Below are 23,846 nucleotides of genomic sequence, written 5' to 3' on the forward strand. Positions count from 1 at the left end.
CAACCCAGTAGGTGGTGAAGTAAAGGGCCACAGGGAGGGCTATGCCACGTCGTGGCCCATGGCGTTTGGGCAATCAAAGGGGGCCGACGGTGGCTGGGGGCGGTGCGCGCGGTCTCGGCCCGCACCACTCACCGCCGACCCCGTGATCCACACTATGAGGAAGCCCGCGCAGGAACACGAGTGGTGGGTACCTGTTTAGTATGTGCACGGCTACCCGCGTCGGGACTTTTGGCACGTTCGAACCGGCTCAGCTTCCATGAAACTGAGATGGGAAGGAGACTTGGCGATGACTGTTCTGGTTGCCTATGCAAGCGAGCGTGGTTCCACCCGGGAGATGGCTCAACATATGGCCTCCCGCATGGCGGTTGCGCTGGGCCCGGTCGATTGCCGCTCCGTGGAGGAGGTCGGGTCTGTCTCCGGATACGAAGCTGTCATAGTCGGCAGTGCCATCCACAACCAGTCCTGGCTGCCCACGGCCGCGCAGTTCTTGACCCGCCTTGCACCCGAGCTGGCTAAACGACCCAGCTGGGCCTTCAGCGTAGGGATGGTCGACGCCTTGCCAAAGCCGTTTCGCAAGCGCGCTGCGGAACTGCAGCAGAAACGCCTCAGGGGATTTCTGCCGCAGGAAATCCCGCTTCGGGGCGACACGATCTTCTCCGGCGTCTACCAGTCCGATCAGATGCCGGCACTACTGAGGGTCTTGTTCCGGCTTACCGGTGGCCGGTTCGGCGACCTGCGGAACTGGGCGGCTGTCGACGCCTGGACGGATGAAATTACAGCCGAACTCGCCAAACCCTCTTCCACGTCTTCAGGGAACATCACGCCCTAGCTTCCCGTCCCGGCCGCACTGCGTGCCACCGCCCGGCAGGGCCCGAATATAGGAAACGGAGGCACCCGACCCTATGCTTTGGACCCCTCACGCTGCCTGGACCTGCTGCTACCCTTCCTGCCTGCGCCCGGCGACACACCGGCTCGCCGCGGTCGACGAGGCGAACCTGGTGCTTGACCACGCGGGTCAGGTCAACGTGTTCCTCATCGCCGTGCTGCTGAGCGCGGGCGGGTTTGTCGGTCCCGATGGCAGGCCTGACCTGACCGCCCTGCGCGCTTCCCTTCGCGAGCGGATCGCAACGTTGCCACAGCTCCGGAAGATGGCTGTTGCCTCAGGCCGCCGGCACCTTTGGATCGAGACGCCGCCCGACCTGGAGCACCACATCCGTGTCATCGAGACCGTCGATGGGCTCACTGGCTTCGAGCAGACGTGCGGGGAGCTGATGAGCGCGACGCTGGGACTGGACCGCCCACTCTGGGAGATTCTGGTGGTGCCGGGTGCGGCCGTGGGAGGGATCGGGTTGGTGCTGCGCATCCACCATGCTGTCGCCGACGGGATGGCGGCGACAGCGATCGTACAGCGGCTCTTCGACCCCGTGGAATCACCCGGATTGTCGGCGCACGTGCCGGGTGTCCGGGTGCCGGGGCAGGCACGGCGACGCGACCTGCGGCATGTCCTTGGGCGGCTCGGATTCGGTCTGAACCGCATCCGGCTGACCCTGAGCGGCCGTGAGGTGGGTCCCACGGTGCTGCTTGGTGAGCGTAGTCCTCATCGCGGGGTGGTGTTCCTGGATGCCGACCTTCTTGCGCTCGAGACGCATGTCCGGCCGGCCGGTGCCACCGTCAATGACGCCCTGCTCGCTGCAGTGGCGTTGGGCTACCGCGCGGTGCTGTCTGCCGCCGGCGAGCGGATCCCCGCCCGGCTACCCGTCTCAGTGCCGGTCGCGCTGCAGCGCCGCGGGAAATCGGCGAACCAAGTCGGGGTCATGCTCGTGCGGCTGCCGCTCGGCGAGGCCGGACCCGACGAACGCGTCCGGCTCATCGCGGAACAGACGCGGAGGGAGAAAGTGCGGGCGAGGGAGCAGGGAACACTCGAGTTCATGCGCGGCCCGGTCGGCGCACGAATCATGGATCATATGGCTCGAAGGCAGCATCTCGTCGCAGGATTCGTCACCAACGTGCCAGGCCCGGTCGGCACTTTTCACCTCGCAGGTGCACCGGTCGCCGCGATCTGGCCGGTTGCCGTGCTTGCCGCCAACGTCCGGCTGGGCGTCGCGGCTGTCTCATACGCCGGCCGGCTCCACTGCGGCATCCATTTCGACGCGGACAACGTGCCCGGAGCGCTCTTCGCGGGCGCTGTGGCCGAGGGGCTGGCGCAGCTGGGCGCGTGAGGGCCCGACGCAATTACACCACGAGGCGCAGCGGCCTTTCGCCCAACTGCACTGCGATTTCCTGGCCCCAGGACGCGGTGAGGCGGTCATCTTCCATTCCGTCGCCGAACACCACCAGCTGGTCGGAGGCAACGGTGACGCGGAGCGATTCGCCCGCCGCCAGGACGCCCTCGGTCAGGGCGGCTCCGGTAATGGGGGAGGGCCAGGCTTCACGGACGAACCATGCGAGCCGGGAATCCGTTGGCGCCGGCAGCGGGCGTCCGCCGCGTTCGAGGGCGATCGATGCGCACCAGCCCGTGGCGCCCGTGCCGGTGGAGACGATCACGCCGGAGGAGGACTGGCGCTCCGTGTGGCCCCCCGGTGCCCTGAGCTGGTACCGGGCGGACTGGTGTGAGGCATGTCCGATGAAAATCTCGTTGAGTCCTGACAGTTCCTGGCCGTCGTCGAGCCGCGCGGTCACCGTGGTGAGTTCCTGACAGCGCAGCCCTTTCACAGGCCCGGCCAGGGACGCGGCCTGCAGGAGCTTTGCCGCAGCTTTGGGCGTGTGCCGCACCAGGATGCCCGGGTTCACGCCGGGCTCAGGATCGATCCCTATGACGGGCTGGCCGTTGAGATATTTCGCCGCGTTGGCCACGAGCCCGTCCTGGCCAACCACGGCGATGACGTCCTCCGGGGTGAGCAGGAAGCGGCTGAGGTCCGTGCGTTCCACTTCGGCGTGCCGCCATTCGGCAGGAACCGCGGCCCGAAGGGAAGCCAGGGCCACCGTGAGCCTGTCATGGCGCTCCTGGACATCCTGCATGCTGCGGCCCCGCGTGCGGAGGAAGAATTCGGCCTGGCCCCGGGTGGCATGCCGGTCCAGTAATTCCTGGAGCTCGGTGCGCCGGTGGACAAAGACGAGGCGGGGATTTGCCACGGTGGGATCCTATTTTTCGATGCGGCCGGCGGTGCTGGCTGCAGCAGCCGGAACACCAGCGCCCGCCGGCTCCCGGAACAGGCCAGCGAGTGCCCCGCTGAGGAGGTCCGGAGTGATGGTGAGGTTGCCGATGTTGGGGAGCGACCCGGCGGCCTCACGCAGGGCCAGCGCAAGCAGCGTGGCCTGCTCCATGTCCCGGTAGACCTCCATGGTGGCAGCTTCGCGTGCTGCTGCGGCCTCTCCCACCAGCCGGATCTGGTTTGCTTCGGCGGAGGTGGTGATGTCCTGGCGTTCGGCCGAGGCCCGCGCCTCGATGAGTCCTGCAGCGGCCTTTTCTTCGGCCTGGCGCCGTGCGTTGGCGCCCTCCTGGGTAACCAGGTGTTCGCGCCGGGTGGCCAGTTCGATCTGGCTCGCCATCTCGTTCTCCGAGATGGTCCGTTCGCGCTCGACGGCGACGGCCCGGCGCTCGTACACCGCGCGGTCCGCTTCGGACTGGAGCTTTTCGCGGACTGGCGTCTGCAGGGCCCGTTCGACGTCGGATTCCGGCCGGACGGCCAGGACCTGCACACCAAGGATCTCGATGCCCGTGGACAGGAGCCGGGTGTCGGTGCGGAGCGCATCGGTCAGGACGGTGCGGAGTTGGCTTACGCCGCGTTCAAGCGCCTCGGCGAGCGTGGTGGTGGCGATCTGGTCGATCGCGTGGCTCTGGCACAGCTGGCCGATGATGGTGGCCACCTGCTCGCGTCCCGTGGCCGGCGCTGAGCCTGCAGGCTGGAGGCCGAAGTCGAGCCGGCTGGACACTGACACAGGATCAATAAAGCGGTAGGTCACGTTGGCCTGGACGCTCACATCCTGGTGGTCCCGGGTGATCGCGTGGAAGAGCGTGGGCAGTTCCTGGTCATCCACAGGAACCTCGCTGAGGACGGAGTTCGCAGGCCGGAACCAGAAGGCCTGGCCCACACCCTGGTGCTTGACCTGGCCTTTTTGCAGGTGCACGACGTAGCCGGTGGGGCTGCCCAGGAAGTGGCTGATCCAGGGGTAGCGCTTAATGCTGGCCATGGGATTCTCCTCAGTCTTTCTTTTCGTCACTTTGACGATAACAACACGATAGGGTTCAGGACTACTTATTGTCAAGGTGACGATAATTACCTAATATGGCTTCATGCCCGCAACCCCTTCGCCGCCCGCGCGCTTCCCCGTGACTGTCGACGTCGTCGCCCTCACCGTGCGCGACGGCGTGCTCAACGTCCTGCTGATAACGCGCCTTATCGATCCCTTCCGCGGACAGCTCGCCCTCCCCGGAGGTTTCGTCCTGGCTGGGGAGGAATTGCTTGAGGCGGCGAGCCGGGAACTTGCGGAAGAGACCGGCGTCGGGAATCTCCCGGGCTATATGGAGCAATTGGGCAGCTATGGTCCCAAAGGACGCGACCCGCGCGGGGACGTCCTCACGGTTGCCCATTTGCTGCTCGCGCCCGACTTTCCTGTCCTCTCGGCAGGGAGCGACGCCGAGCACGCGGCCTGGTATCCCGTTGGCCAGGTCCTTGATGGCGCATTGCAGCTGGCCTTCGACCATGAGCGGATCATCGCGGACGCTGTGGAGCGGGCGAAGTCAAAACTCGAATACTCGCCGTTGGGGGCGGCCTTTTGCGGCGATGAGTTCACCGTCGCGCAGCTCCGTGCAGTGTATGAGGCGGTCTGGGGTACACACCTGGACCCCCGGAATTTTCACCGCAAGGCAACAGGAACGCCTGACTTCCTGGAGGACACCGGGCGGATGACGGCGGGCGATACCGGGCGGCCCGCCGCACTTTTCCGGCTGGCCGCGGCAGCCCGCCCGGCTGCGGGTCAACCAACAAGAGCCGTTCTCAACCCGCCGCTCATGCGGTCTCGGGCCTGACTCCGCGCGTTAGGTTACGGCAGGTCTGCCAGTTGCACGCACGTGTTCCACAGGCGGTGGCGGGCTTCGGGGTCCGAGCCCATGCCCGGCGTCGGGAGCTCCTGCCGCTTCGCCCACAGCTTTCCGGAAACCGCCGCGGTTTCGCGTGACGTGGCGAGCCACAGCGGTGTGTCCGCAGCTCTTTCGGCCGGTGCACCAAAAGCGTTGGTGATCCAGCGGAAGGGGCCCCCGACGTCCTGCAGCAGGGACGTGTTCCTGATCAGTCCCGGATGAACGGCATTGGCCACTACCCCTGAACCGCGCAGGCGCTCAGCGAACTCCTGCGTGAGGAGAACGCGGGCGAGCATTGTGGGCGGAGTAGACCGAAGGTAGCTGTACTTGCCCTTCGCCGTTTGGAGGTCATCGAAGTTGAGCTTTGCGTTGCCGTATCTGGAGGCGACATTGACGATCCGCGACGTTCGCGGCGCCTGGGCAGGGTGGCCTGGAGGTCCTTCGTATGCCACTCCGGGTGCGGCCGCGTGCGTCAGCGCGCCGAGCAGCAGATTGGTCAGCAGAAAGTAGGCCATCACGTTGGTGGCGAAGGTCAGTTCGAGCCCGTCCGGGGTCACTTGGCGCTCCTTGCGGAATACACCCGCGGCGTTGATGAGCACATCGAGCCTGTCATGGCGGGACAGGAAGTCAGCCGTTGCCGTCCGGATCGAGGACTGGACTGAGACATCACAAACAAGTGGCTCCAGCACGGCTCCGGGCACTTGCCCGCGGATACTTTTCATCGCTGTTTCCGCCCGTGCTGTGGAACGCCCCACCACCACCACCTTGGCGCCTTCGCGCGCGAGGCCGGCTGCCACAGCTGATCCCAGACCACCCCCGGCTCCTGTCACCAGGGCAAGAGTGCCATCCATCGACGCCATCACCTCGCCTCCTGACGCCTGCCATGCCCGGGATACGCTCTTGCGCCGTGGACCAACGCCTCGCGTTGGCGCCGCGGGCGCGCCAATGCCAGCTCCGGGCCGGGGTGTGGGACCGGCGACGGGCTGGGGGGTGAGCCGTTGCGGGTTGTTGGGGGGAACAACCACCGGCTCTGCCGCCGCCGGTCTAGTTATATTTTACGGCTGATCACGGCTGGAGGCTGCTACACAATCAGGCACTTTTCCAGCCTTCGTGTTCGTGAGACTATCCGGATATGGGCGGGAGGAGGGTTCGTGGTACTGGACGGGGACGCCTGGAGGCCGGCAGATCAGTGGTGGGTCAGGGATAACCTGCGTGAGGCCATAGATCGGCTGGTGCAGCTGGGGTACACGGTGCGCGGCGGACAAGGCGAGGACCCGGAGTTGATCGATCCCGGTGGTTCGGCCGTGGAGACCTGGCGCGAGGACTACCCCTACGAGGAACGGATGTCACGCGAGGAATACGAACTGGAGAAATATCGGCTGCAGGTGGAACTGTTGAAATTCCAGTACTGGGGCCAGGACCACGGCCTCAAGAACGTGGTGGTTTTCGAGGGCCGCGATGCCGCAGGGAAAGGCGGGACCATCAAGCGCTTCACCGAGCATCTGGATCCCAGGTCAGCCCGGACCGTGGCGCTGAGCAAACCATCGGACCGAGAACAGGGCCAGTGGTATTTCCAGCGATACATCCAGCACCTGCCCACGGCAGGCGAGATCGTGTTGTTCGACCGCTCCTGGTACAACAGGGCAAACGTGGAACGGGTCATGGGTTTCTGCACTGACCAGGACTACTCCACCTTCATGGGCCAGGCCCCCTTGTTCGAGAAGATGCTGGTGGACTCGGGAATCCACCTGACCAAGTTCTGGTTTTCCGTGACCAGGCACGAGCAGCGCACGCGCTTCGCGATCCGCCAGATTGACCCTGTGCGCCGCTGGAAGCTCTCGCCGGTGGACCTGGCTTCGCTGGACCGGTGGGAGGAATACACGCGGGCAAAGGAGGAGACGTTCCTGCGCACGGACACAGACCACGCGCCCTGGATGACCATCAAGTCCAACGACAAGAAGCGCGGCCGGATCAACGCCATGCGCTTCTTCCTCAATCAGTTCGACTACGACGATAAGGACACATCAGTGCTTCAGAAACCCGATCCGCTCATTGTGCGCCGCGGCCGTGACGCCGTGGGCGACTGAACCCTGCCGGAGTCATCAGACGACCGTGTAGCCGCCATCGACAAGGTAGTAGCCGCCGGTGATGAAGGATGCTTCCTCCGACAGGAGGAAGCTGACGAGATGGGCCACTTCCTCGGCGGTGCCGAGCCGGCCGAGGGCGTGTTTGGCCTCGATCGCCGAGAGGACTTCGGGACTGAGGCTGCTTTCAAGGAGCGGCGTCCGGATGTAGCCCGGGCCAACAGCGTTGATACGCAGGCCCTGCGCCCCGTACTCCACGGCGGCGTTTTTGGTGATCCCTACTACGCCGTGCTTGGCCGCCGTGTAGGCGCCGTTGCCCGGGGCGGCCACAGTGCCGTGCACTGATGCCATGTTCACGATGGCGCAATTCCCGCCGCCGGCCTCCAGCATCTGCGGGATCTGGTAACGCATCCCGTAGAGCACGCCGTTAAGGTTGATGCCGATGACCTTGTCCCACTCCTCCAGATCGGTTTCAGCGGCGGGGGCCTGCTTGCCTCCGATGCCGGCGTTGTTGACGGCCAGATGAAGGGCGCCGTAAGTATCGACGGCGTGGCGGACCACCATCTCGGAGTCCTCTTTCCTGGCAGTGTCCTGACGTACCGCCGAAGCCGTCCCGCCGGCGTCGACAATCTCATCCGCCACGCGCTGCGCAGCCTCCAGGTTGATGTCGGTGACGACGACGCTGGCGCGCCTGGTGGCGAGATCCTTGCAGACTGCTTCGCCAATGCCGGAGCCGCCGCCGGTGACCAGTGCCACCTTGCCCGTGAACTGTGCCATGTTGAGTTCCCCTCCGATCTGCACCGCAGAAGGTCCGCGGCGGCTCACCCGCGAGGGTTGGGCTTCACGCTACCGCTTCCAGGCGACTCAGGTCAGGCCGCTGCTCCGCAGACACCGGTCCTCCGGGTCAACGGCGCCCATGATGCGCTTGCCGATGGTGCCCAACTGCCGGGACTGTGCCTTGGTAAGGGGATCAAACACGAGGTTCCGGACGGCCTCCACATGACCCGGGGCGGACTCGACGACCTTCTCCAGCCCCTCGTCGGTGAGGGTGGCCAGCGTAATGCGCCTATCGGAAGGATCCGTGCAGCGGCTCACCCAGCCGCGCTTCTCCAGCCGGCCCACCACCTGGGACAGCCGCGGGAGGCCCGACTCCGTGAAGCCCGCCAGGTCACTCATCCGGCGCGTCCGTTCCGGCGCTTCAGACAGGCCCGCCAGGACCATGTACTCAAAATGGCTCAGTCCGGCATCCCGCTGCAACTGGGCGTCCAGCGCGCTGGGCAGCTTCATCATCACGCCCACGAGGGTTAGCCAGACCTCGCGTTCATCGCTGTCCAGCCAGCGGGGCCCAACGGGATTTTCCATTCGCCAATTCTACGCCATTTACTTCATGAGTGAAGTTTTGTGTCTGAATAATCACTTGCGTCGTGAACCAATCGCCCGTACTGTTTACTTCAACATTCAAGTACTGCCGGACTTTCCTGAGGAGCTCAGATGACCGTAATGACCGAGACCGTCGCACGGCCATATGAACAACCTGCAACGGTGCGCAGCCAGGTCACGGTCCCGCTGCGCTTCCCGGATGGCTTCGCGGCCACCGCCGAGGTGATGACCTTCCACGGCCTGGCCGATGGCAAGGAACACCTGCTGCTGGGGCTCGGCCATTGGGAGCAGACCCTCCTGGACCAGGGGCCGGAAGGTGCCGCCCCGCTGGTCCGGCTGCACAGCGAATGCCTCACCGGCGACGTCTTCGGCAGCGAGCGCTGCGACTGCGGTCCCCAGCTGCGCGAGGCCGTGGAGGAGATTGCCGCCGTCGGCGGTTTCCTGCTGTACCTCCGCCAGGAGGGTCGTGGCATCGGCCTGTACTCCAAGCTCGACGCGTATGCCCTGCAGGACACGGGCCTGGACACCTACGAAGCCAACGTGGCGCTGGGCCGCGGCGAGGACGAGCGGGATTACAGTGCCGCCGCCCAGATGCTTGGCGCGCTCGGTGCCGGCCGGATCCGCCTTCTCACCAACAACCCGGACAAGGTGGGGCAACTGTCAGCCCTCGGCGTTGATGTGACCGAGCAGGTCCCCACGGGAGTGCACCTCTCCGAAGCCAACCTCCGCTACCTGGCAGCGAAGCGGAACCATACAGCGCACACCATCGAGCTCCCGGCCGAAGACCTTCCCGCGAAAGATACTCCTGCGCTGGCCGCAGCCGTTCCTACCCATGACGAGCTCCTGGCGCGGGTGGATGCCCTCATTCCCCGGCTGCGGGAGCGTGCCGGGGAGACCGAACAGCTCCGGCGCATCCCCGAAAAAACCATCGCCGAATTGAAGGCTGCCGGAGTCTTCCAGATGCTCGCCCCGAAGGCCGTAGGTGGCTTCGGGATGGGCCTCGAAACCTACGTGCAGGTGGTTCGGAGCCTTGCCCAGGGCTGTGTCTCCACGGCCTGGAGTGTTGGTCACCTCGTAGAACACGTGTGGATGCTGGCACGGTGGCCGCAGGAAGCACAGGACGAAGTTTTCGCCAACGGGCCGTCCCCCTTGGCTGCCGCAACCGGCGCCCCTCCAGGTTCAGCGGAGAAGGTGCCCGGCGGATTCTCCATCTCCGGCCGCTGGAGCTTTGCCTCCGGCGTGATGCATGCGGACTGGGCGCTGCTGGCCGTGCAGCATGGCACTGTCCGGATGCAATGCCTGGTTCCCATCAAGGATCTTGAGTTGCTGGACGTGTGGCACACTGCCGGCCTGCGGGGGACCGGAAGCAATGACCTCCGGGCAGAGAACCTCTTTGTCCCCGCCCACCGCGCCCTGGAGTGGAACCTGCTGGCCGCCGCTGACAACCCGGGCAGCCACATTCATCCGGATCCCACCATCCACATCCCCATGGCCACGTTCCTGAACATGGTTGCGCCGGCGGCCGCCCTGGGTGCAGCAGAGCACGCCCTGGAGGAGTTCCGGAACCTGATGATGGTGCGCAAGGTCAAGCAGACGGTGGAGAAGCGCCAGGCTGATTCGCCGCTGGCCCGGGCCAGGTTCACCCAGGCCTATGGCCAGGTTGCCACCGCGCGGCTGCACTGGGAGGAAGCGGTCCGCGTGGTGTCCGCTGCCTTCGGGCGCCAGGCAGTTGCGTTCTCCGACGAGGAGCGCGCCCAGTACCGGCTCTCCCTTGGCCTCAGCGGCCAGGCCTCGGCCGAGGCAGTCCGCCTCGTCCTGACCGGCTCCGGTGGCAGCGTTCACCGGCTGGCGCACCCGCTCCAGCGGATCCAGCGCGACGTTAACGTGCTGCTCAACCATGCCTCACTGACCATGGACCCCATCCTGGAACAGGCCGGCCGCGGACTCCTGGACTTCGGATTTACCATTCCGACCGAGCAGTTCTAGCCGGCTCCGCATCGGAACTACTGGAAGTCGGCCAGCCAGAGATCCGGGCCGAACACTTCGTACTGGATGTCTTTGGCCGGGACCCCGTTGGCGATGAGGTCGCTCCTTACTGCCTGCAGGAACGGCAGGGGGCCGCAGAGGTAGTATTCGGCATCCATCGGCAGTTCCACGGCGTTGACGTCCATGAAGCCCGAAAATGTGGAACCGGATGGCTGGTCCCCGGCAGCGTTAATGAACCAAGTGTGCAGGGATCCATCAGCCAGCCGGCCGATATCCTCGGTGACCTGCCGGCGAAGTGGAAACGCATCCGGGCTGTCGTCGGCATGCAGGAGCACCACCTGGCGCTGCGACCCGGCCTTCACCAGGTGCGAGAGCATCCCGGCCATGGGGGTGATGCCGATGCCTGCGCTGGCCAAGACCACCGGCCGGTCGGTGTACTCCAGCACCACATCGCCGAACGGTGCGGAGAGCACCACTTCGTCCCCGGCCCTGACGTCCTGGTGCAGCAGGTTGGACATCTCGCCGTCGGGGGTGGGAAGCCCATGGACCCTCTTGACCGCGAAATGCCGGTGCTGCCCCTCATCGGCGCGGGTCAGGCTGTACTGCCGCGGCTGGTGCACGCCGTCCTTCATGGGCATCTTGATGGTTACGTACTGTCCGGGCAGGGACGGCTTCACGTCCCGTTCGTCAATCCGTTCCACCACAAAAGTGATCACGTCCGCCGTTTCCTGGATGCGCTGCGCCACCCGCCACGTCCGCCAGATGGTCTCCGGTGAGAGGTGCACCGCGCCGTAGAGACCGCGTTCCTTGTTGATCAGCAGGTTCGCCATCAGCCAGTAGACCTCGTCCCAGGCCGCAGCGACCTCGGGCGTGACAGCCTCTCCCAGTACGTCCACGATGGCCCACATCAGGTGGTCGTGGACGGTCTGGTACTGGTCCGGACTCAGGCCCAGCGAGACGTGCTTATGCGCGACCCTGGACAACAGGTGATCGGGCAGCTGATCCGGTTTTTCGATGAGGTAAGTGGCGAAGGCGGCAATGGATCCGGCCAGCGCCTGTTGCTGGCGGCCGTCAGCCTGGTTTCCCCGGTTGAACAGGCCATCAAGCAGGTCCGGCCTCGCCTCGAACATATGTCTGTAGAACCGTGTGGCAATCTCCTCAATGTGTTCAGCCACCACAGGCAGCGTTGCCTGGATAACGGGGCGGGAAGTGTCAGAGAGCATGATGCGTCCTTCCGTGGTGACCGGCTGAACCCAGCAGTGAACCGGCTTGGCGGTGACAATGTAGCAGTCCGGCCGAACATGGAGAAGGGACTTATGGATGTAGCCAACGTGCAGTGGGACACTCGGTTCCATGCGTGAGTTCATTGCCCTCGGCACAGCCTCCCAGGTCCCCACGCGGACCCGTAACCACAATGGCTATGTGCTGCGGTGGGATGGTGAGGGCCTGCTCTTTGATCCCGGGGAGGGAACGCAGCGCCAGATGATTTACGCCGGGGTGCCTTCCACTCAGATCACGCGCATCTGCCTTACCCACGTGCACGGTGATCATTGCTACGGATTGCCGGGCGTGCTGTCCCGGATGGCCCTGGACGGGGTAGGCCATCCAGTCCACCTGCACTACCCGGCCTCGGGGGAGGACGTGGTCCGCGCCCTGGTGTCCGTCAGCACGCCCGGAATTGACCTTAGGTTGTACCCGCATGGTGGCGCCGGAACGATAGCTCCGGGCCTGCAGGTCCAGCCCCTGAAGCACCGCATCGAAACGTACGGCTACAGGTTGGGTGAACCCGATGGCCACAGTCTCCTGCCGGACAAGCTCGCCGCGGCCGGGATCCACGGCGCCGACGTGGGGCTCCTGCAGCGCAGAGGAGTTTTGGGCGGTGTCCGCCTGGACGATGTGAGCGTTCCCCGCAGGGGACAGAGCTTTGCGTTCGTGATGGACACGGCCCCTTGCGCGGGTGCCGAGGAACTGGCGGACCGGGTGGATCTCCTGGCGGCGGAGTCAACCTTCAGTAACGACGACGGCCAACTCGCCAAACAATACTGCCACCTCACCGCCGGGCAGGCCGGGGAGTTGGCGGCCAGCGCCGCCGTCGGCACGCTGATCCTGACACACTTCTCGTCGCGGCATGGCGACGACGTCACCGGGCTTGAGGACCAGGCGCGGGGCCGCGCTCGCAGCACGACAGTCATCGCAGCCCACGACCTTGACCGGATTGCCTTCCCGAAACGGCGGCGGTTGCCCTAGCGGTCCCGGAAATGCTGTGTGCCCTTGCAGGACGTCCGGCTTCGGAGCAGGATATTAGCCTCACGCGAGGAGGCCAACCATGGTCCAGCTTGGCAAGTTTGAACGGTACCTGATCGAGGAATTCTTCGACGATTACCGTGCCGGGGCCATAACGCATCGAACGTTCACCCGCCGGGTCGCCTTCATTATGGGCAGCATGGCTGCGGCATCGGCCGCCATGCTGCTGGTGGGCTGCACGCCCGAGGAGGTGCCACGCGGCACAGACCCGATGCCCACGCCCACAGCTTCGACCACGGGCGCCGCCACCACTTCCGCGGGACCGGTACCGGGGGCGAAAAGCCCACTGTCCGTTCCGGAGGGCGCTGCAGGGCTGACGACGGCGACAGTCCGGCTCGCTGCCGGCGGAACCGACATCAGCGGTTACCTCGCCCGGCCGGAGTCTGGTGCGGCAGGCCCCGCGGTGCTGGTCTGCCACGAGAACCGCGGGCTGACCCCGCACATCCTGGACGTGGCGCGCCGGTTTGCCAAGGCCGGGTACGCGGCGCTGGCCCTTGACCTGTTGAGCAGGGAAGGGGGAACGGCCAGCCTGGATTCCGACGCCGTATCGGGTGCGCTTACCGGCGCCGGCGCAGCGAGGCATGTTGGCGATTTCGCAGCAGCCTTTGATTACCTGAAAGCCCAGGACTTCGTGGACTCCGGACGCATCGCCATGAATGGGTACTGCTTCGGCGGCGGCATCACCTGGCAGGCGGCAACTCAGCTGCCGGGCCTGAAAGCCACGGCGGCGTTCTACGGTCCGGCCCCGGAACTGAACAAGGTTTCAGCCATCAAGGCCGCGGTATTCGGAGTGTACGCCGAACGCGACCAGCGGATCACCGGCGCGTTACAGGCCCTTCGCGATGCCCTGGACGCCACTACTGTGACGCATCAGCTCACCGTCTATCCGGGCGTTGACCACGCCTTTCACAATGACACTGGGGAACGCTATAACGAGACCCAGGCGACTGCTGCGTGGAATGACACATTGTCCTGGTTTGAGCAGCACGTTTAAGTACGCAACAGCGGCCGACGACGGCGCGGGGCTGGGTGCCGCGCGCCGCCGTCCAACGGGCTGGGGTCACGCTACGCGGACGAAGGAAGCGCCCTGGAGCCAGGTGAGGGAGTGGACCTCGGTCTTGAAGCCGTCCACGCCGCCACTGACAACTTTTCCGTTTCCGGCGAAGACGCCGACGTGTCCGGCGGTGATCACCAGATCACCCGGGGCGGGGGTGCCAGTAACGCTTCCGTACTGGAAGAACTGGCCGGGTGCCAGGTCGCCCACGCTCTTGCCGACGGAGCGGAGTGCCTTCTCCACCATGGCGGTGCAGTCCTGCTGCACTCCGACCTGCGAGTAGGCGGAAGCCAGGATTGCCGAGCCGGCTGCGCCGGACTTGGCCTGGACAGGCACCGAGGTTGACGCCAGCTTGATGCCGGTGTTGGTGGGAGCGGCCGGGGCAGCGGCAACCTTGGCTGCCGGAGCAGGAGCCGGTGCTGCCTGGGCTGCGGGAGCCTGGGCTGCCGGAGCCGGTGCTGCCTGGCCGGCGCCGGGGATCTGAATCTGGTTGCCTGGGTAGATGATCGACGTCAGTGACAGCCCGTTGGCGGCCAGGACATCGTTGAGGGCTGCGCCATAGGTGGCGGAGATCTGGCCCAGTGTGTCGCCGGAGACGACGGTGTGGACCTTGGCCGCGGCCGGGGCCGCGGCTGCTGCCGGTGCGCTTGCCTTTGCCTGAACGTTGGCCGTTCCGGAGTTGTCAGGTGCGTGGACGCCGGCCTGGGCCGGGGCGCTGAAGCCGAAAAACAGGCCGGAAGCGGCAGCGACTACAAGGGCTGGCCGAGCGATGTTCAGTGCGCGGGACGTGGTGGTGGTGGTGGCTGCACGATGGCGTGCGGAAGTGTAATTCTTGGACATGGTTGATCGCCTCTCCCATGCCTGCGGGGTGAGCTGTCGGGTTCGGGTCGGAGACACCCGGCCGTACGCCGCCGTGCAGGACGGGACGTTACGACTTAACCCCAAGGCTTCTGATGAAGCCGTGGAAACGTGGTTCCCCCGTCCCTGCCAGTTGAATTGCGCTGGGGTCCCGGGTCAGCGGCAGGGCTCGGCATACTGACGGGAATGTCCTGGCTTTGAACCAGGGCACCGAACGACCATAGCGGCTGTTTTCGCCCAATGTCACATTCCGATAACGGAATGTAGGGCCTAAAGACACCTTTGTGTGCATGCCGATTCCTGCTGCAGCGGCTACGACGGTGCAGGTCAGGGCCCGGAATCCTTATATGCCAGGTCCGCTCAGCAACTTTGTCCCTGATTGCCCAAAAAATGACGCTATCCGGCCACCGCCAGTACTGGCTGTGGCCGTCGCCACTTCGTTATCATCCGTGCCGGCGCACACCGCTGACGAAGCTGCGCCGGGTGGCCATCCGTAGTGGCAGGACGTTGAAAAGGCCAGGCAAGGGGAGGCGGGCAGGCGGAGGAGGTCACCAGGGTTGGGATGTTCGGATCAGGTCGATCGCGGCGCCGTCATGTCAGACCGGCGGCACCAACAAGGGAGGCCGCAGCCAAGGCTGCGGCCCGAATCCCTGCTTACGCCTCCGGCCAGAAGGGGGCGCCGCTGCTAGGCAGTGCCGCCTGTCGGCTTGGCGAACTCCGCGGCGCTGAGGAATTCGATGCCGACGAACGCCTGGCTGCCCTCAACCCAGGCGTCGTGGCCCGGCGGAATGGTGTAGGAATCCCCGGCGCTGATATTGATCCGGTTGCCGTCCGTGGTTTCTACCGCGAGCGCCCCGGAAACGCAGTAGCCCACGTGGTTGTTCTGGCACGAATCGGTGTGCACCACCGGCTTGATGCAGTCGGACCAGCGCCAGCCGGGCTGGAACGTGAACCGTCCAACGGTGAAATCGCCAAGGTTGACGATGTCCACTTCGGTTTTGTCCGGACGGCGCTTCTCGTCGGGAGCATCGTGGGATTTTACGGCCATCTGGGTGACGACGTTTGTAGGCATGGCTTGCCGACTTTCTCCGAAAGTGTGATTGCCAGCTGTCTGTCCCTGGCTGCCAGACGGCATCTGCGGCGCTTACGAATGCCAGCATGCTCCGCCCGGCGGCGCTTGTCGATACCTAATTTGTGTCCGCGTGGACAGTTGTCCCCGCCATGGAGCAAAGATGGCGGACGTGCCGGCGCTAGGCTTGCCCCATGGCTGATTTTGAACGGTTCCGGATCCTGCTCGAGGAAGAGCGGGGCCGGAAACTGGCCCTGCTGCCTGCGCTGCGGGCTGACATCTCCTCGGCCAATGCTGCCCGCCAGGACTCCAACGTGGATGACGAACACGACCCTGAGGGCGCAACCATTGCCTTCGAGCTGTCCCAGGCGTCGGCGCTGCTGAACCAGAGCAGTACCGGACTTAGAGAGGTTGAAGCTGCCCTGCAGAGACTCGCCGACGGCACATACGGCGTGTGCATGGTCTGTGGCCAGCCGATCGCGGAGGGCCGGCTGGAGGCCCGGCCGTGGACGCCGTACTGCATCGAGCACGCAGCGGCCGGGCGCCAGGGGCGGTAGGTGGCGCCAGTGAATCAAGCAGTACAGGATGCAGCCGGTTTCATCGACACCACCTTGCAAAATGAAGGCACCTGGTACCGGGCAGAGGAAGTGGAGTCACGCGTGGGCGGGGCTCTGTCTTCCTACGGCGCATCAGTGGGAGCCGTGAGGGGCACCATCCGTGATGCCTGCAGGAAGTTCAAGGGCCTTGCCCACGATGAGGTGACGGCACTGGCCTCACAACTCTGGGGCCAGCCGGGCCCAGGCCGGCGGCCGGTCTATGAACGCCGCCTCGCTGCCGTGGTGCTGCTGCAGTCCCGGGTGGCACTGCTGCGCCACTCCGACCTGACCAGGCTGGAGGGCTTCATCCGGTCGGCGCATGCTGCCGCCCTGGTGGACTCGCTGATCGCCGACGTTGTAGTTCCCCTTCTGGCGGCGCTGGATGGTGCTGACCGCCAACGCGCAGGCGTGGTGATCGCGCGCTGGCACCTGGATCCTGACGAGTGGATCCGCCACGCTGCAACCCTCGCCGCTGAGATCACTGCCCGGTCCGCCTAGGAGACCGCACACAGCCACCCGGTGGAGGCGACGTCCCGCTGTCATCGAGAAACGTCCCTGCACAGGGTTCACGTCCGGTTAGGCTGAGGCTTCACGACTCTTGGGGGTTGCGTCCGTCGCAGGACAGGATCCACCACCCAAGGCTGAACACAATCAATACCAAATATCCCGGAGACCACGCACAGCTAAGACAAGGAGGAGCACATGGGCCACCCCTACAACCTGGAACGCTTTGTTGAAGCCCAGGACAGCGGCGGGACCTACCAGCAGGCAGTGTCGGAGCTGCAGCTCGGCAAGAAGAGCAGCCACTGGATGTGGTTCATTTTTCCGCAGATCGCCGGCCTTGGCAGCAGCCCCACGTCCGTCAAATACGCCATCAGTTCGCTGGCTGAAGCGCAGGCATACCTCAAGCATGACGTCCTGGGGCCTCGGCTGCTCGAATGCAGCCTGGCCATCGCCACCCACTCCGGCGGGTCCGCCGTCGACATCCTCGGCAGGATGGACGCCAGGAAACTGCACTCCTCCATGACGCTCTTCCTGCGTGCTGCGCCCGGCGAGACTGTTTTCAAGACGGTGCTGGCGCAGTTCTTCGACGGTGAACCGGATGCCGCCACGGACGCGCTCCTCGCGGCGGGCAGGGATTGACCCCTGTTGGCGGGTCCCCGTCAGTCGTACTCTGGGGCTTGGAGGTGATTGCCATGGAGGCAGCGCAAGGGGACAGGATCATCGTCCGGGGGAGGACGGTGGGATCGTCCGACCGGCACGGGGTGATCGTGGAAGTCCGGGGCCAGGAAGGCCATCCGCCGTACCTGGTCCGGTTCGATGACGGACACGAAACGGTGATGTACCCCGGCGGTGATTTCGCCGTCGAACGCGGGCAGGCAGGCCAGGCCGGCTGACACGGGACGTCGTGTGGCGCCTGGGGATGGGCGCGCACCTGTCAGACTTGGGGCATGGATCATTCCCTGACTGCCACGTCCCCTGATGCCAGTTCCCGGGTTCCCCCTGCCTTGGCTGGTCCGCGGAACCCCGGTGATGCATGGGTGGAGGGTGACCGAGGCAAGTTCTGGGGCAGGTTCGGTGCGGCGGGCGTCCTGGCGTACGATCCCGGCAAGGGGATTCTGCTCCAGCACCGGGCTCTGTGGAGCCACAACGGAGGAACCTGGGGTCTGCCCGGTGGGGCCCTGCATCAGGGCGAGGACGCCGTCACGGGTGCGCTCCGCGAAGCGCACGAGGAGGCGGCGGTGCCGGCGGACGGTGTGGACGTGCTCTACACTTCGGTGCTGGACGTCGGCTACTGGACCTACACCACCGTTGTGGTCCTGGTGACGGCACCGTTCGAGCCGGTGATCAGCGATCCGGAAAGCCTCGAACTTCAGTGGGTACCGCTGGACGATGTGGAACGGAAGGAGCTGCACCCCGGCTTCGCCAAAGCCTGGCCGAATCTGCGGCCACGCCTCCTGGAGTATCGTGGCGCGGAGTATCCAGGCGCGGGCACTCAGCAAGACGCGCGCCATCAGCAAGAGTAGGCGTCAGTAGTCCTTGCCGTACTCCGCGTTGACCAGGATGGGCAGATGGTCGGACTTGCCCCGCGGGAGGGTTTCAACGCTGGCGATGTCCAGGCCCAGGGACGTGGCGAAGTCGAAATGCCCCTTGAATACCTTGTACCGGGTGTAGGTCCGGCGGTTGCTCAGCGACAGGGCGTAGCCCGAGTTCTTCATGTGGGCATCCAGCCCCTTGGTGAAAAACGGGTAGTTGAAGTCGCCCACCATCAGCGTCATCAGGCCGCTGCCCATGCTCAGCAGCTCCGCGTGCGCCGCATGGATCTGCTTCCTTCGCAGCGAGTTGGACGCCGTCAGCGGTGCCGCATGGAACGAGCCGATCACCAGCTCGTGCTGGGTCTCATTGTCTAGGACGCGTGTTCCGATGAGCCGTTCATGGGCCGGCGCCAGCACCCTGTCATGGACAGATTTCTTCAACGCGAAGGACTGCGTGTCCACGGCGGTGAACCGGCTGGAGCGGTAATAGATGGCCAGTCCCAGCCGATTGCCTTTGGTGGTGTCCGCGAGGTGCAACGGGCCCAGCGTGTCTGGCAGGTCGCCCGAGTCCACTTCCTGCAGGCACAGCGCGTCGACGCCAAAATTCTTTGCGAGGGCGAGGAGTTCGCCGCTCGCCTTGTGCTTCCGAAGGTTGTAACTGATGACGCGCATTCGTGGAACACCTCTCTTTGAGGGCCGCGGACAGGACCAATTTCAGAGTCTAGTCCGGGAGGGTCCCGCAGGCGCCAACATTTTGTTGCCCTCGTCACTCCTGGTCCGCGGCACCAGATAGAGTTAATCATCATTCACCCAGAACATCAGAAAGGGCCAACGTTGACCAAGGAACTGCCTGAACTTGCCGAGGGTCCCTTCTACTACCAGTCTCTGGGTGCCGGCCACTTCCGCTCCACAATCCACGCACAAGGCGCCTGGAACGAGCACGAACAGCATATGGCGCCGGCCGCGGGACTGATGGCTGACTGCCTGGAGCGGCACGAGCCCCGCACGGACATGCGGATGGCCCGCCTGAGCTACGAGATCCTTGGCCTGATTCCCGGTGGTGAGTTCAGCATCGAAAGCACCATCCTCCGCCCCGGCCGGACTATTGAGCTGCTGCAGGCAGAACTCGTGGCCAACGGCCGCGTGGCCATCCGTGCCACGGCTTGGCGGATGATCACCAGTGACACCGCCGCGGTGGCCGCCGTCGAGGATGCGCCCATTCCGGCGCCGGATGACTGCAAACCGTTCGACGGCGCCGCGATCTGGCCAGGCGGGTACATCCGTTCCCTGGAGATGCGCGTTGCCGAGGGGCACCGGCATGGTGCCGGGACGGTCTGGCTGCGCTCTGAGCACCCCTTGACGGATAAAGCAGACAGCGGTGACTTCGCCCGCCTGATGGGCCTCGTGGACACAGCCAACGGGATTGCGGCCAGGGTCACCCCGGGGGAGGGCAGCTATGCCTTTCCGAATCTGGACCTGCAGATCCACATGTACCGCAGGCCCGGGGGCGAATGGCTTGGCCTGGACAACGCCGTCTCCTTCGGCACCGACGGTATCGGCCTTACGTCCACCGTCCTCCATGATCTCCAGGGGCCTTTCGGCCGCGCTGAACAGATCCTGACGCTCCGCCAGACCTGACGGGTGGCTGCCCGGAACTGCTCGCCTCCCGTGAATAGTCGACCTCGGTGACTATTCGACGCCGGCGTCTCGCTTGTAGCTGTCAACCGCCTTGTCCAGTGTGGGAAAGAAATGGTCGGCGTCGAAGCGTGCGCCCGCTCCGAACCGGATCAGGCGGTCCTTGACCGGTCCTTTCATTTCCGCGAAGACCATGCTGATGCCGTCCTGTGCCAGTTCGTCGTCGAGCTGGACCAGCTCGTCCAGTGCCGTTGTATCCAGGCCCGTGATCGGCTCGGCCGCCACGATGACGCACTTCACCGGCGATGGGGCGCCCTCCACCAGGCTGCGGATGTGCTCGGCGAAGACTTCCCCGTTGGCAAAGAAGAGCGGTGCATCGAAGCGGGCAATCACCAGGCCCTGTACCCGCCGCCCCTCGGGATGCCGGTCCAGGTCGTGGAAGCCTGGAACGTCTGCCAGGCTGGCCAGCTCGGTGCGGTACGGATCCCAGGCGCGCTGGACAAAGGCCAGGAGGGACAGTCCAATGGCCAGGGCAATTCCTGGCAGCACTCCAACAAAGGCGACGCCGAGGAAGGTGACCACCAGCAGGAGGGCCTCCGTCCGGCTCATCCTGACGAGGCGCACCAGGGTCCTGACGTCTACCAGCGACGACGCCGCCACGATTACTACGGCGGCGAGGGTGGCGGTTGGCAGGAACGCCGTCAGCCCCGGCGCGGCAACCATAAACAAAACCACGAGCAAGGCCGCCACCACACCGCTGAGCTGCGTTTTCGCCCCGGCGTCGAGCACTATGGGTGTGCGTGAGGAACTGCCGCATACCGGAAAGCCGCCCAGCACGCCGGTTGCCACGTTGGCGACACCCAATGCCCCCATTTCCTCGTTGCCGTTGACCCTCACCCCGCGGCGCGCTGCCAGGCTCTTGGACAAGGTGGAGGTGTCCGCGAAAGCGATCAGCGCGATGCCTGCTGCAGGGCCCACGAGCGACAGGACATCTTCCATGCCGATGCCGCCCAGGGCAGGGGCCGGGAGCCCCTGCGGCAGTGCCCCGACTATGGGCAGCTGCCCGGCCAGGCCGAGTGCGGCCACAACGGCGATGGACCCCGCCACGGCAAACAGCACGCTGGGCACCTTCCACGGAAGAAAGCGCCCGGCAACAATGACGGCAAGGCTCCCTGCTCCCACAGCAAGCGCGACGGGATTGATACCCCCGCCAAGGATGGCATCCGCCAGGGACGTGAGGCGCTCAAAGAGGCCATCGGCGGAGACGTCTATCCCCAGCAGCCGCGGAAGCTGGCTGACGGTGACCGCCAGCGCGATGCCGTTCAGGTATCCGACGCGAATGGGCCGGGACAGCAATCCCGTCACAAAACCGAGCTTGAAGACCCTGCCGGCGATCAGGAACAGGCCGATCAGGATGGCCAGCACCCCGGCCATGGCCACCGACTTCTCCGGATCCTGCCCGGCCAGCGGAAGGATGGCGGCTGCGATCATGGGCGCCAATGCCGAATCCGGCCCCACAATGACAACCCGGGACGGGCCGAACAGCGCGTAGAAGATCATCGGTATCACCGAGGCGTACAGCCCGTTCACGGCAGGGAGCCCGCTGGCCTCGGCGTACGCCATCCCGGCCGGCACCAGGGCCGCACTCAGGGCGGCCCCGGCCACCAGGTCCGGTTTCAGCCAGGACCGTTTGTAGCCACGCACCACGCCAACGACCGGTAGTGCCTTGCTGATCCAGCCGTGCCGCACGCGTGCCTCCAAAAAGATACCGTCAGGAAGCCGGGGGCTCCTGCACGGGGGTTGAGTCCTGGCCGTATTCGGCGGTCACCAGGATGGGCAGATGGTCCGAAGCGCCGCGGGGCAGCGTTTCCACGTTCTCGATGTTCAGGCCCAGGGACGTGGCGAAGTCGAAGTGGCCCTTGAACATTTTGTACCGCGTGTACGTCCTGCGGTTGCTGAGGGAGAGTTCGTAGCCCGAATCCTTCATGTGTTCAGTGAGGTTCTTCGTGAAGAACGGATAGTTGAAGTCACCCACCATCAGGGTCATCAGGCCCGTCCCCATCCCCAGCAGTTCCTTGTGTGCCGCGTTGATCTGGTTGCGCCGCAGCGAGTTGGTGGCCGTCAGCGGCGCGGCGTGGAACGAGCCAATGACAAGTTCGTGATCGGTCTCGTTGTCCCGCACGCGTGTGCCGATGAGCCGCTCGTGCGCGGGCGCCAGGACCATGTCGTGCAACGACTTCTTGAGCGCAAAAGTCTGGGTCCCGTGCGAGGTGAAGCGGTCAGGCCGGTAGTAGATGGCCAGCCCCAGCCGGTTTCCCTTGGTCGAATCGGCCAACTGCAGCTGACCCAGCGTGTCCGGCAGGTCAGTGGTGTCGCATTCTTGCAGGCACAGCGCATCGACGCCGAAGTCCTGGGCCAAAGCGACCAGCTCCCCGCTGGCCTTGTGCTTGCGAAGGTTGTAGCTAATGACTTTTATCAGTGGATTGCCTCTCCAAAGGGAGTGTCGGGGGTGCAGCCAGTTCCTGAGTGTAGCCACCCGGCGGGGGACGGGACGTAACAGTCCGTTCGTTTAAGGTCTCTTTGTGCCAGGGCGTCAGGTGGAACGGAACACCAGCCATCCTGCGAGCGTGGAAAGCCCGGTGAGCGCGGCGCCCCAGAGGATGTCAACCATAATCAGCTGCAGCGGCCACGTCTTAAGCGTGGCGGCGTTGGTGAGGTCATAGGTCGCGTACGCAAAGGCTCCCAGGGCGGCCCCGTAACCGACGGCGGTCAGCCAGCTGCCGCCGTCGAGCGCCGGCCGCAGCGCGAAGAACAGAATCCCGGCGATGTACATGACATAGAAAACCACGGCGTAACCTAAGTGTGGCTTGTCAGCGAGCAGGTCACCGATGTGGCTGCGGTAGAACGGGTTCATCAGCTTGAGCCAGATGGCGTCGATGACCGCAAACGCGGCGGCGACAACAAGGAATTGCAATATGACCATAAGGGAGCTTAGCAATATGCACGACGTCGAGGCGGGACTTCGGATGCTCACCGTGGTCCGGCAGGACCACTCGCTGGGCGCCGCACGGGACCTGGAATTCGGCCTCGAACTGCTGGCCCAGGCGAAGTCCGGCAGGCTCGGCCCCACGCTCCGGCTGTACCGCCCCGCCCCCACCGTTGCGTTCGGCCAGCGGGATACCCGCCTGCCCGGCTTCGAACTGGCCGCCCAGGCATGCCGGGATCACGGATTCGAACCGCTGGTGCGGAAGGCCGGCGGCCGCGCCGCCGCCTACCATGAAGGCACCCTGGTGGTGGACCACATCATGCCCGACGCGGATGCGATTGCCGGCTCCAAGAGCCGGTTCAGTTTCTTCGGTGAGCTGCTGGCGCAGGCCCTGCGGAACGTCGGTGTTCAGGCCGCCGTCGGCGAGATCCCCGGCGAGTACTGCCCGGGTGAGTTCAGCGTCCACGGCGCCCACCCGGCTGACCAGACGCACCTGGTCAAGCTGATCGGCACGGCGCAGCGCGTGGTGAGCGGCGGCTGGCTGTTCAGTTCCGTGATTGTGGTGGAGAACTCCGCACCCATCCGTAGCGTCCTGACAGACAGCTATGCGGCACTGGGCCTGGACTGGGACCCGGCCACCGCCGGGGCAGCCAACGACCTCGTGCCGGGGCTGACGGTGCAGGCCGTCCAGGATGCGGTTGTGGCCGCTTATGCGGGCCACGCCGCCCTCCGCCACGCCGACTTCAGCAGCGTGTACGGCAGGGAAGCGTAGCCCGCT

26 protein-coding genes and 1 riboswitch are annotated in these 23,846 nt (G+C 65.4%); of the genes, 14 read left to right on the plus strand and 12 right to left on the minus strand.

Features of this window, described 5'->3' with window-relative positions; translation table 11 throughout:
* The first annotated feature begins 286 nt into the window (after positions 1-286).
* Together J2808_RS12515 and J2808_RS12520 are read left to right on the plus strand one after the other, a co-directional pair.
* Positions 287-829: a flavodoxin domain-containing protein gene (locus J2808_RS12515; protein WP_309816819.1), complete on the plus strand. Its 543-nt coding sequence runs from the start codon at positions 287-289 to the stop codon at positions 827-829.
* Positions 830-998: 169 nt separating this feature from the next.
* Positions 999-2,219 (plus strand): wax ester/triacylglycerol synthase domain-containing protein, encoded by a 1,221-nt coding sequence (locus J2808_RS12520; RefSeq protein WP_309816822.1) that lies wholly within the window; start codon positions 999-1,001, stop codon positions 2,217-2,219.
* A 13-nt stretch (positions 2,220-2,232) separates the two neighbouring features.
* Here the strand turns inward: J2808_RS12520 and J2808_RS12525 are convergent, their stop codons facing one another.
* Positions 2,233-3,132: a diacylglycerol kinase catalytic domain-containing protein gene (locus J2808_RS12525; RefSeq protein WP_309816825.1), complete on the minus strand. Its 900-nt coding sequence runs from the start codon at positions 3,130-3,132 to the stop codon at positions 2,233-2,235.
* Between the two features lie 9 nt (positions 3,133-3,141).
* On the minus strand, positions 3,142-4,191 hold the full coding sequence (locus tag J2808_RS12530; protein ID WP_309816829.1) for an SPFH domain-containing protein: 1,050 nt from the start codon (positions 4,189-4,191) through the stop codon (positions 3,142-3,144).
* A gap of 103 nt (positions 4,192-4,294) precedes the next feature.
* Here J2808_RS12530 and J2808_RS12535 point away from each other — a divergent pair, with 103 nt between their 5' ends.
* A complete protein-coding gene (locus tag J2808_RS12535; protein ID WP_309816832.1) occupies positions 4,295-5,029 on the plus strand; it encodes an NUDIX hydrolase in 735 nt (244 codons plus the stop codon).
* A 14-nt stretch (positions 5,030-5,043) separates the two neighbouring features.
* Here the strand turns inward: J2808_RS12535 and J2808_RS12540 are convergent, their stop codons facing one another.
* Complete coding sequence (locus J2808_RS12540) at positions 5,044-5,940, minus strand: SDR family NAD(P)-dependent oxidoreductase (RefSeq protein ID WP_309816835.1); 897 nt, start codon at positions 5,938-5,940, stop codon at positions 5,044-5,046.
* A gap of 291 nt (positions 5,941-6,231) precedes the next feature.
* Here J2808_RS12540 and ppk2 point away from each other — a divergent pair, with 291 nt between their 5' ends.
* Positions 6,232-7,167 carry a polyphosphate kinase 2 gene (gene ppk2, locus J2808_RS12545; protein ID WP_309816838.1) on the plus strand — a complete coding sequence of 312 codons (936 nt, stop codon included), beginning with the start codon at positions 6,232-6,234 and terminating at the stop codon, positions 7,165-7,167.
* Positions 7,168-7,182: 15 nt separating this feature from the next.
* Here the strand turns inward: ppk2 and J2808_RS12550 are convergent, their stop codons facing one another.
* Together J2808_RS12550 and J2808_RS12555 are read right to left on the minus strand one after the other, a co-directional pair.
* Positions 7,183-7,941 carry an SDR family NAD(P)-dependent oxidoreductase gene (locus J2808_RS12550; RefSeq protein ID WP_309816840.1) on the minus strand — a complete coding sequence of 253 codons (759 nt, stop codon included), beginning with the start codon at positions 7,939-7,941 and terminating at the stop codon, positions 7,183-7,185.
* Between the two features lie 87 nt (positions 7,942-8,028).
* Entirely contained in the window at positions 8,029-8,526 is a 498-nt protein-coding gene (locus J2808_RS12555) for a MarR family winged helix-turn-helix transcriptional regulator (RefSeq protein WP_309816844.1), read from the minus strand.
* Positions 8,527-8,655: 129 nt separating this feature from the next.
* Here J2808_RS12555 and ribA point away from each other — a divergent pair, with 129 nt between their 5' ends.
* Positions 8,656-10,530: a GTP cyclohydrolase II RibA gene (gene ribA / locus J2808_RS12560; protein ID WP_309816847.1), complete on the plus strand. Its 1,875-nt coding sequence runs from the start codon at positions 8,656-8,658 to the stop codon at positions 10,528-10,530.
* Positions 10,531-10,547: 17 nt separating this feature from the next.
* Here ribA and J2808_RS12565 read toward each other — a convergent pair whose 3' ends face one another.
* Positions 10,548-11,753, minus strand: a complete 1,206-nt coding sequence (locus tag J2808_RS12565) for a globin domain-containing protein (RefSeq protein WP_309816849.1) — start codon at positions 11,751-11,753, stop codon at positions 10,548-10,550.
* Positions 11,754-11,883: 130 nt separating this feature from the next.
* Here J2808_RS12565 and J2808_RS12570 point away from each other — a divergent pair, with 130 nt between their 5' ends.
* Both J2808_RS12570 and J2808_RS12575 read left to right on the plus strand, forming a co-directional pair.
* Entirely contained in the window at positions 11,884-12,777 is an 894-nt protein-coding gene (locus J2808_RS12570) for a ribonuclease Z (protein ID WP_309816852.1), read from the plus strand.
* A 79-nt stretch (positions 12,778-12,856) separates the two neighbouring features.
* Entirely contained in the window at positions 12,857-13,828 is a 972-nt protein-coding gene (locus J2808_RS12575; RefSeq protein WP_309816855.1) for a dienelactone hydrolase family protein, read from the plus strand.
* A 66-nt stretch (positions 13,829-13,894) separates the two neighbouring features.
* Here the strand turns inward: J2808_RS12575 and J2808_RS12580 are convergent, their stop codons facing one another.
* Together J2808_RS12580 and J2808_RS12585 are read right to left on the minus strand one after the other, a co-directional pair.
* A complete protein-coding gene (locus tag J2808_RS12580; RefSeq protein WP_309816858.1) occupies positions 13,895-14,728 on the minus strand; it encodes a LysM domain-containing protein in 834 nt (277 codons plus the stop codon).
* A gap of 3 nt (positions 14,729-14,731) precedes the next feature.
* A riboswitch (cyclic di-AMP (ydaO/yuaA leader) is annotated at positions 14,732-14,901 on the minus strand.
* Positions 14,902-15,431: 530 nt separating this feature from the next.
* Positions 15,432-15,818 carry a cupin domain-containing protein gene (locus tag J2808_RS12585; RefSeq protein WP_309816864.1) on the minus strand — a complete coding sequence of 129 codons (387 nt, stop codon included), beginning with the start codon at positions 15,816-15,818 and terminating at the stop codon, positions 15,432-15,434.
* Positions 15,819-16,009: 191 nt separating this feature from the next.
* Here J2808_RS12585 and J2808_RS12590 point away from each other — a divergent pair, with 191 nt between their 5' ends.
* The 5 genes from J2808_RS12590 (at position 16,010) to J2808_RS12610 (ending at position 18,438) form a co-directional block, all read left to right on the plus strand.
* Positions 16,010-16,372, plus strand: coding sequence for a TraR/DksA family transcriptional regulator (locus J2808_RS12590; protein WP_309816866.1), 363 nt, complete (start codon positions 16,010-16,012; stop codon positions 16,370-16,372).
* Between the two features lie 9 nt (positions 16,373-16,381).
* Positions 16,382-16,909, plus strand: a complete 528-nt coding sequence (locus tag J2808_RS12595) for a DNA alkylation repair protein (protein WP_397428049.1) — start codon at positions 16,382-16,384, stop codon at positions 16,907-16,909.
* 204 nt (positions 16,910-17,113) lie between these two features.
* Complete coding sequence (locus J2808_RS12600) at positions 17,114-17,554, plus strand: DUF1810 domain-containing protein (protein ID WP_309816873.1); 441 nt, start codon at positions 17,114-17,116, stop codon at positions 17,552-17,554.
* A gap of 53 nt (positions 17,555-17,607) precedes the next feature.
* The gene (locus J2808_RS12605; protein ID WP_309816875.1) at positions 17,608-17,808 is read left to right on the plus strand and encodes a DUF1918 domain-containing protein; all 201 of its coding nucleotides are present in this window, start codon (positions 17,608-17,610) and stop codon (positions 17,806-17,808) included.
* Positions 17,809-17,862: 54 nt separating this feature from the next.
* Entirely contained in the window at positions 17,863-18,438 is a 576-nt protein-coding gene (locus J2808_RS12610) for an NUDIX hydrolase (RefSeq protein ID WP_309816879.1), read from the plus strand.
* A 3-nt stretch (positions 18,439-18,441) separates the two neighbouring features.
* Here J2808_RS12610 and J2808_RS12615 read toward each other — a convergent pair whose 3' ends face one another.
* A complete protein-coding gene (locus tag J2808_RS12615) occupies positions 18,442-19,119 on the minus strand; it encodes an endonuclease/exonuclease/phosphatase family protein (RefSeq protein ID WP_309816882.1) in 678 nt (225 codons plus the stop codon).
* A 162-nt stretch (positions 19,120-19,281) separates the two neighbouring features.
* Between J2808_RS12615 and J2808_RS12620 the strand changes: the two genes are divergently transcribed.
* A complete protein-coding gene (locus J2808_RS12620) occupies positions 19,282-20,085 on the plus strand; it encodes a thioesterase family protein (protein ID WP_309816885.1) in 804 nt (267 codons plus the stop codon).
* A 51-nt stretch (positions 20,086-20,136) separates the two neighbouring features.
* Here the strand turns inward: J2808_RS12620 and J2808_RS12625 are convergent, their stop codons facing one another.
* The 3 genes from J2808_RS12625 to J2808_RS12635 all read right to left on the minus strand — a co-directional run bounded on the left by J2808_RS12625 (position 20,137) and on the right by J2808_RS12635 (position 23,065).
* Positions 20,137-21,843: a SulP family inorganic anion transporter gene (locus tag J2808_RS12625; RefSeq protein ID WP_309816889.1), complete on the minus strand. Its 1,707-nt coding sequence runs from the start codon at positions 21,841-21,843 to the stop codon at positions 20,137-20,139.
* A 10-nt stretch (positions 21,844-21,853) separates the two neighbouring features.
* Entirely contained in the window at positions 21,854-22,558 is a 705-nt protein-coding gene (locus J2808_RS12630) for an endonuclease/exonuclease/phosphatase family protein (RefSeq protein ID WP_309817628.1), read from the minus strand.
* A 117-nt stretch (positions 22,559-22,675) separates the two neighbouring features.
* On the minus strand, positions 22,676-23,065 hold the full coding sequence (locus J2808_RS12635; RefSeq protein WP_309816892.1) for a DUF2177 family protein: 390 nt from the start codon (positions 23,063-23,065) through the stop codon (positions 22,676-22,678).
* Positions 23,066-23,081: 16 nt separating this feature from the next.
* Between J2808_RS12635 and J2808_RS12640 the strand changes: the two genes are divergently transcribed.
* The gene (locus J2808_RS12640) at positions 23,082-23,840 is read left to right on the plus strand and encodes a lipoate--protein ligase family protein (protein ID WP_309817631.1); all 759 of its coding nucleotides are present in this window, start codon (positions 23,082-23,084) and stop codon (positions 23,838-23,840) included.
* Positions 23,841-23,846: the final 6 nt, after the last annotated feature.

This window comes from Pseudarthrobacter sulfonivorans (assembly GCF_031454915.1).
GTDB lineage: Bacteria > Actinomycetota > Actinomycetes > Actinomycetales > Micrococcaceae > Arthrobacter > Arthrobacter sulfonivorans_C.

Coding starts and splice junctions, on each gene's coding strand:
- J2808_RS12515 (WP_309816819.1), top strand. CDS start 287: ATGACTGTTCTGGTTGCCTATGCAAGCGAGCGTGGTTCCACCCGGGAG.
- J2808_RS12530 (WP_309816829.1), bottom strand. CDS start 4,191: ATGGCCAGCATTAAGCGCTACCCCTGGATCAGCCACTTCCTGGGCAGC.
- J2808_RS12535 (WP_309816832.1), top strand. CDS start 4,295: ATGCCCGCAACCCCTTCGCCGCCCGCGCGCTTCCCCGTGACTGTCGAC.
- J2808_RS12540 (WP_309816835.1), bottom strand. CDS start 5,940: ATGGCGTCGATGGATGGCACTCTTGCCCTGGTGACAGGAGCCGGGGGT.
- J2808_RS12550 (WP_309816840.1), bottom strand. CDS start 7,941: ATGGCACAGTTCACGGGCAAGGTGGCACTGGTCACCGGCGGCGGCTCC.
- J2808_RS12555 (WP_309816844.1), bottom strand. CDS start 8,526: ATGGAAAATCCCGTTGGGCCCCGCTGGCTGGACAGCGATGAACGCGAG.
- ribA (WP_309816847.1), top strand. CDS start 8,656: ATGACCGTAATGACCGAGACCGTCGCACGGCCATATGAACAACCTGCA.
- J2808_RS12565 (WP_309816849.1), bottom strand. CDS start 11,753: ATGCTCTCTGACACTTCCCGCCCCGTTATCCAGGCAACGCTGCCTGTG.
- J2808_RS12570 (WP_309816852.1), top strand. CDS start 11,884: ATGCGTGAGTTCATTGCCCTCGGCACAGCCTCCCAGGTCCCCACGCGG.
- J2808_RS12575 (WP_309816855.1), top strand. CDS start 12,857: ATGGTCCAGCTTGGCAAGTTTGAACGGTACCTGATCGAGGAATTCTTC.
- J2808_RS12580 (WP_309816858.1), bottom strand. CDS start 14,728: ATGTCCAAGAATTACACTTCCGCACGCCATCGTGCAGCCACCACCACC.
- J2808_RS12585 (WP_309816864.1), bottom strand. CDS start 15,818: ATGCCTACAAACGTCGTCACCCAGATGGCCGTAAAATCCCACGATGCT.
- J2808_RS12590 (WP_309816866.1), top strand. CDS start 16,010: ATGGCTGATTTTGAACGGTTCCGGATCCTGCTCGAGGAAGAGCGGGGC.
- J2808_RS12600 (WP_309816873.1), top strand. CDS start 17,114: ATGGGCCACCCCTACAACCTGGAACGCTTTGTTGAAGCCCAGGACAGC.
- J2808_RS12605 (WP_309816875.1), top strand. CDS start 17,608: ATGGAGGCAGCGCAAGGGGACAGGATCATCGTCCGGGGGAGGACGGTG.
- J2808_RS12610 (WP_309816879.1), top strand. CDS start 17,863: ATGGATCATTCCCTGACTGCCACGTCCCCTGATGCCAGTTCCCGGGTT.
- J2808_RS12615 (WP_309816882.1), bottom strand. CDS start 19,119: ATGCGCGTCATCAGTTACAACCTTCGGAAGCACAAGGCGAGCGGCGAA.
- J2808_RS12635 (WP_309816892.1), bottom strand. CDS start 23,065: ATGGTCATATTGCAATTCCTTGTTGTCGCCGCCGCGTTTGCGGTCATC.
- J2808_RS12640 (WP_309817631.1), top strand. CDS start 23,082: ATGCACGACGTCGAGGCGGGACTTCGGATGCTCACCGTGGTCCGGCAG.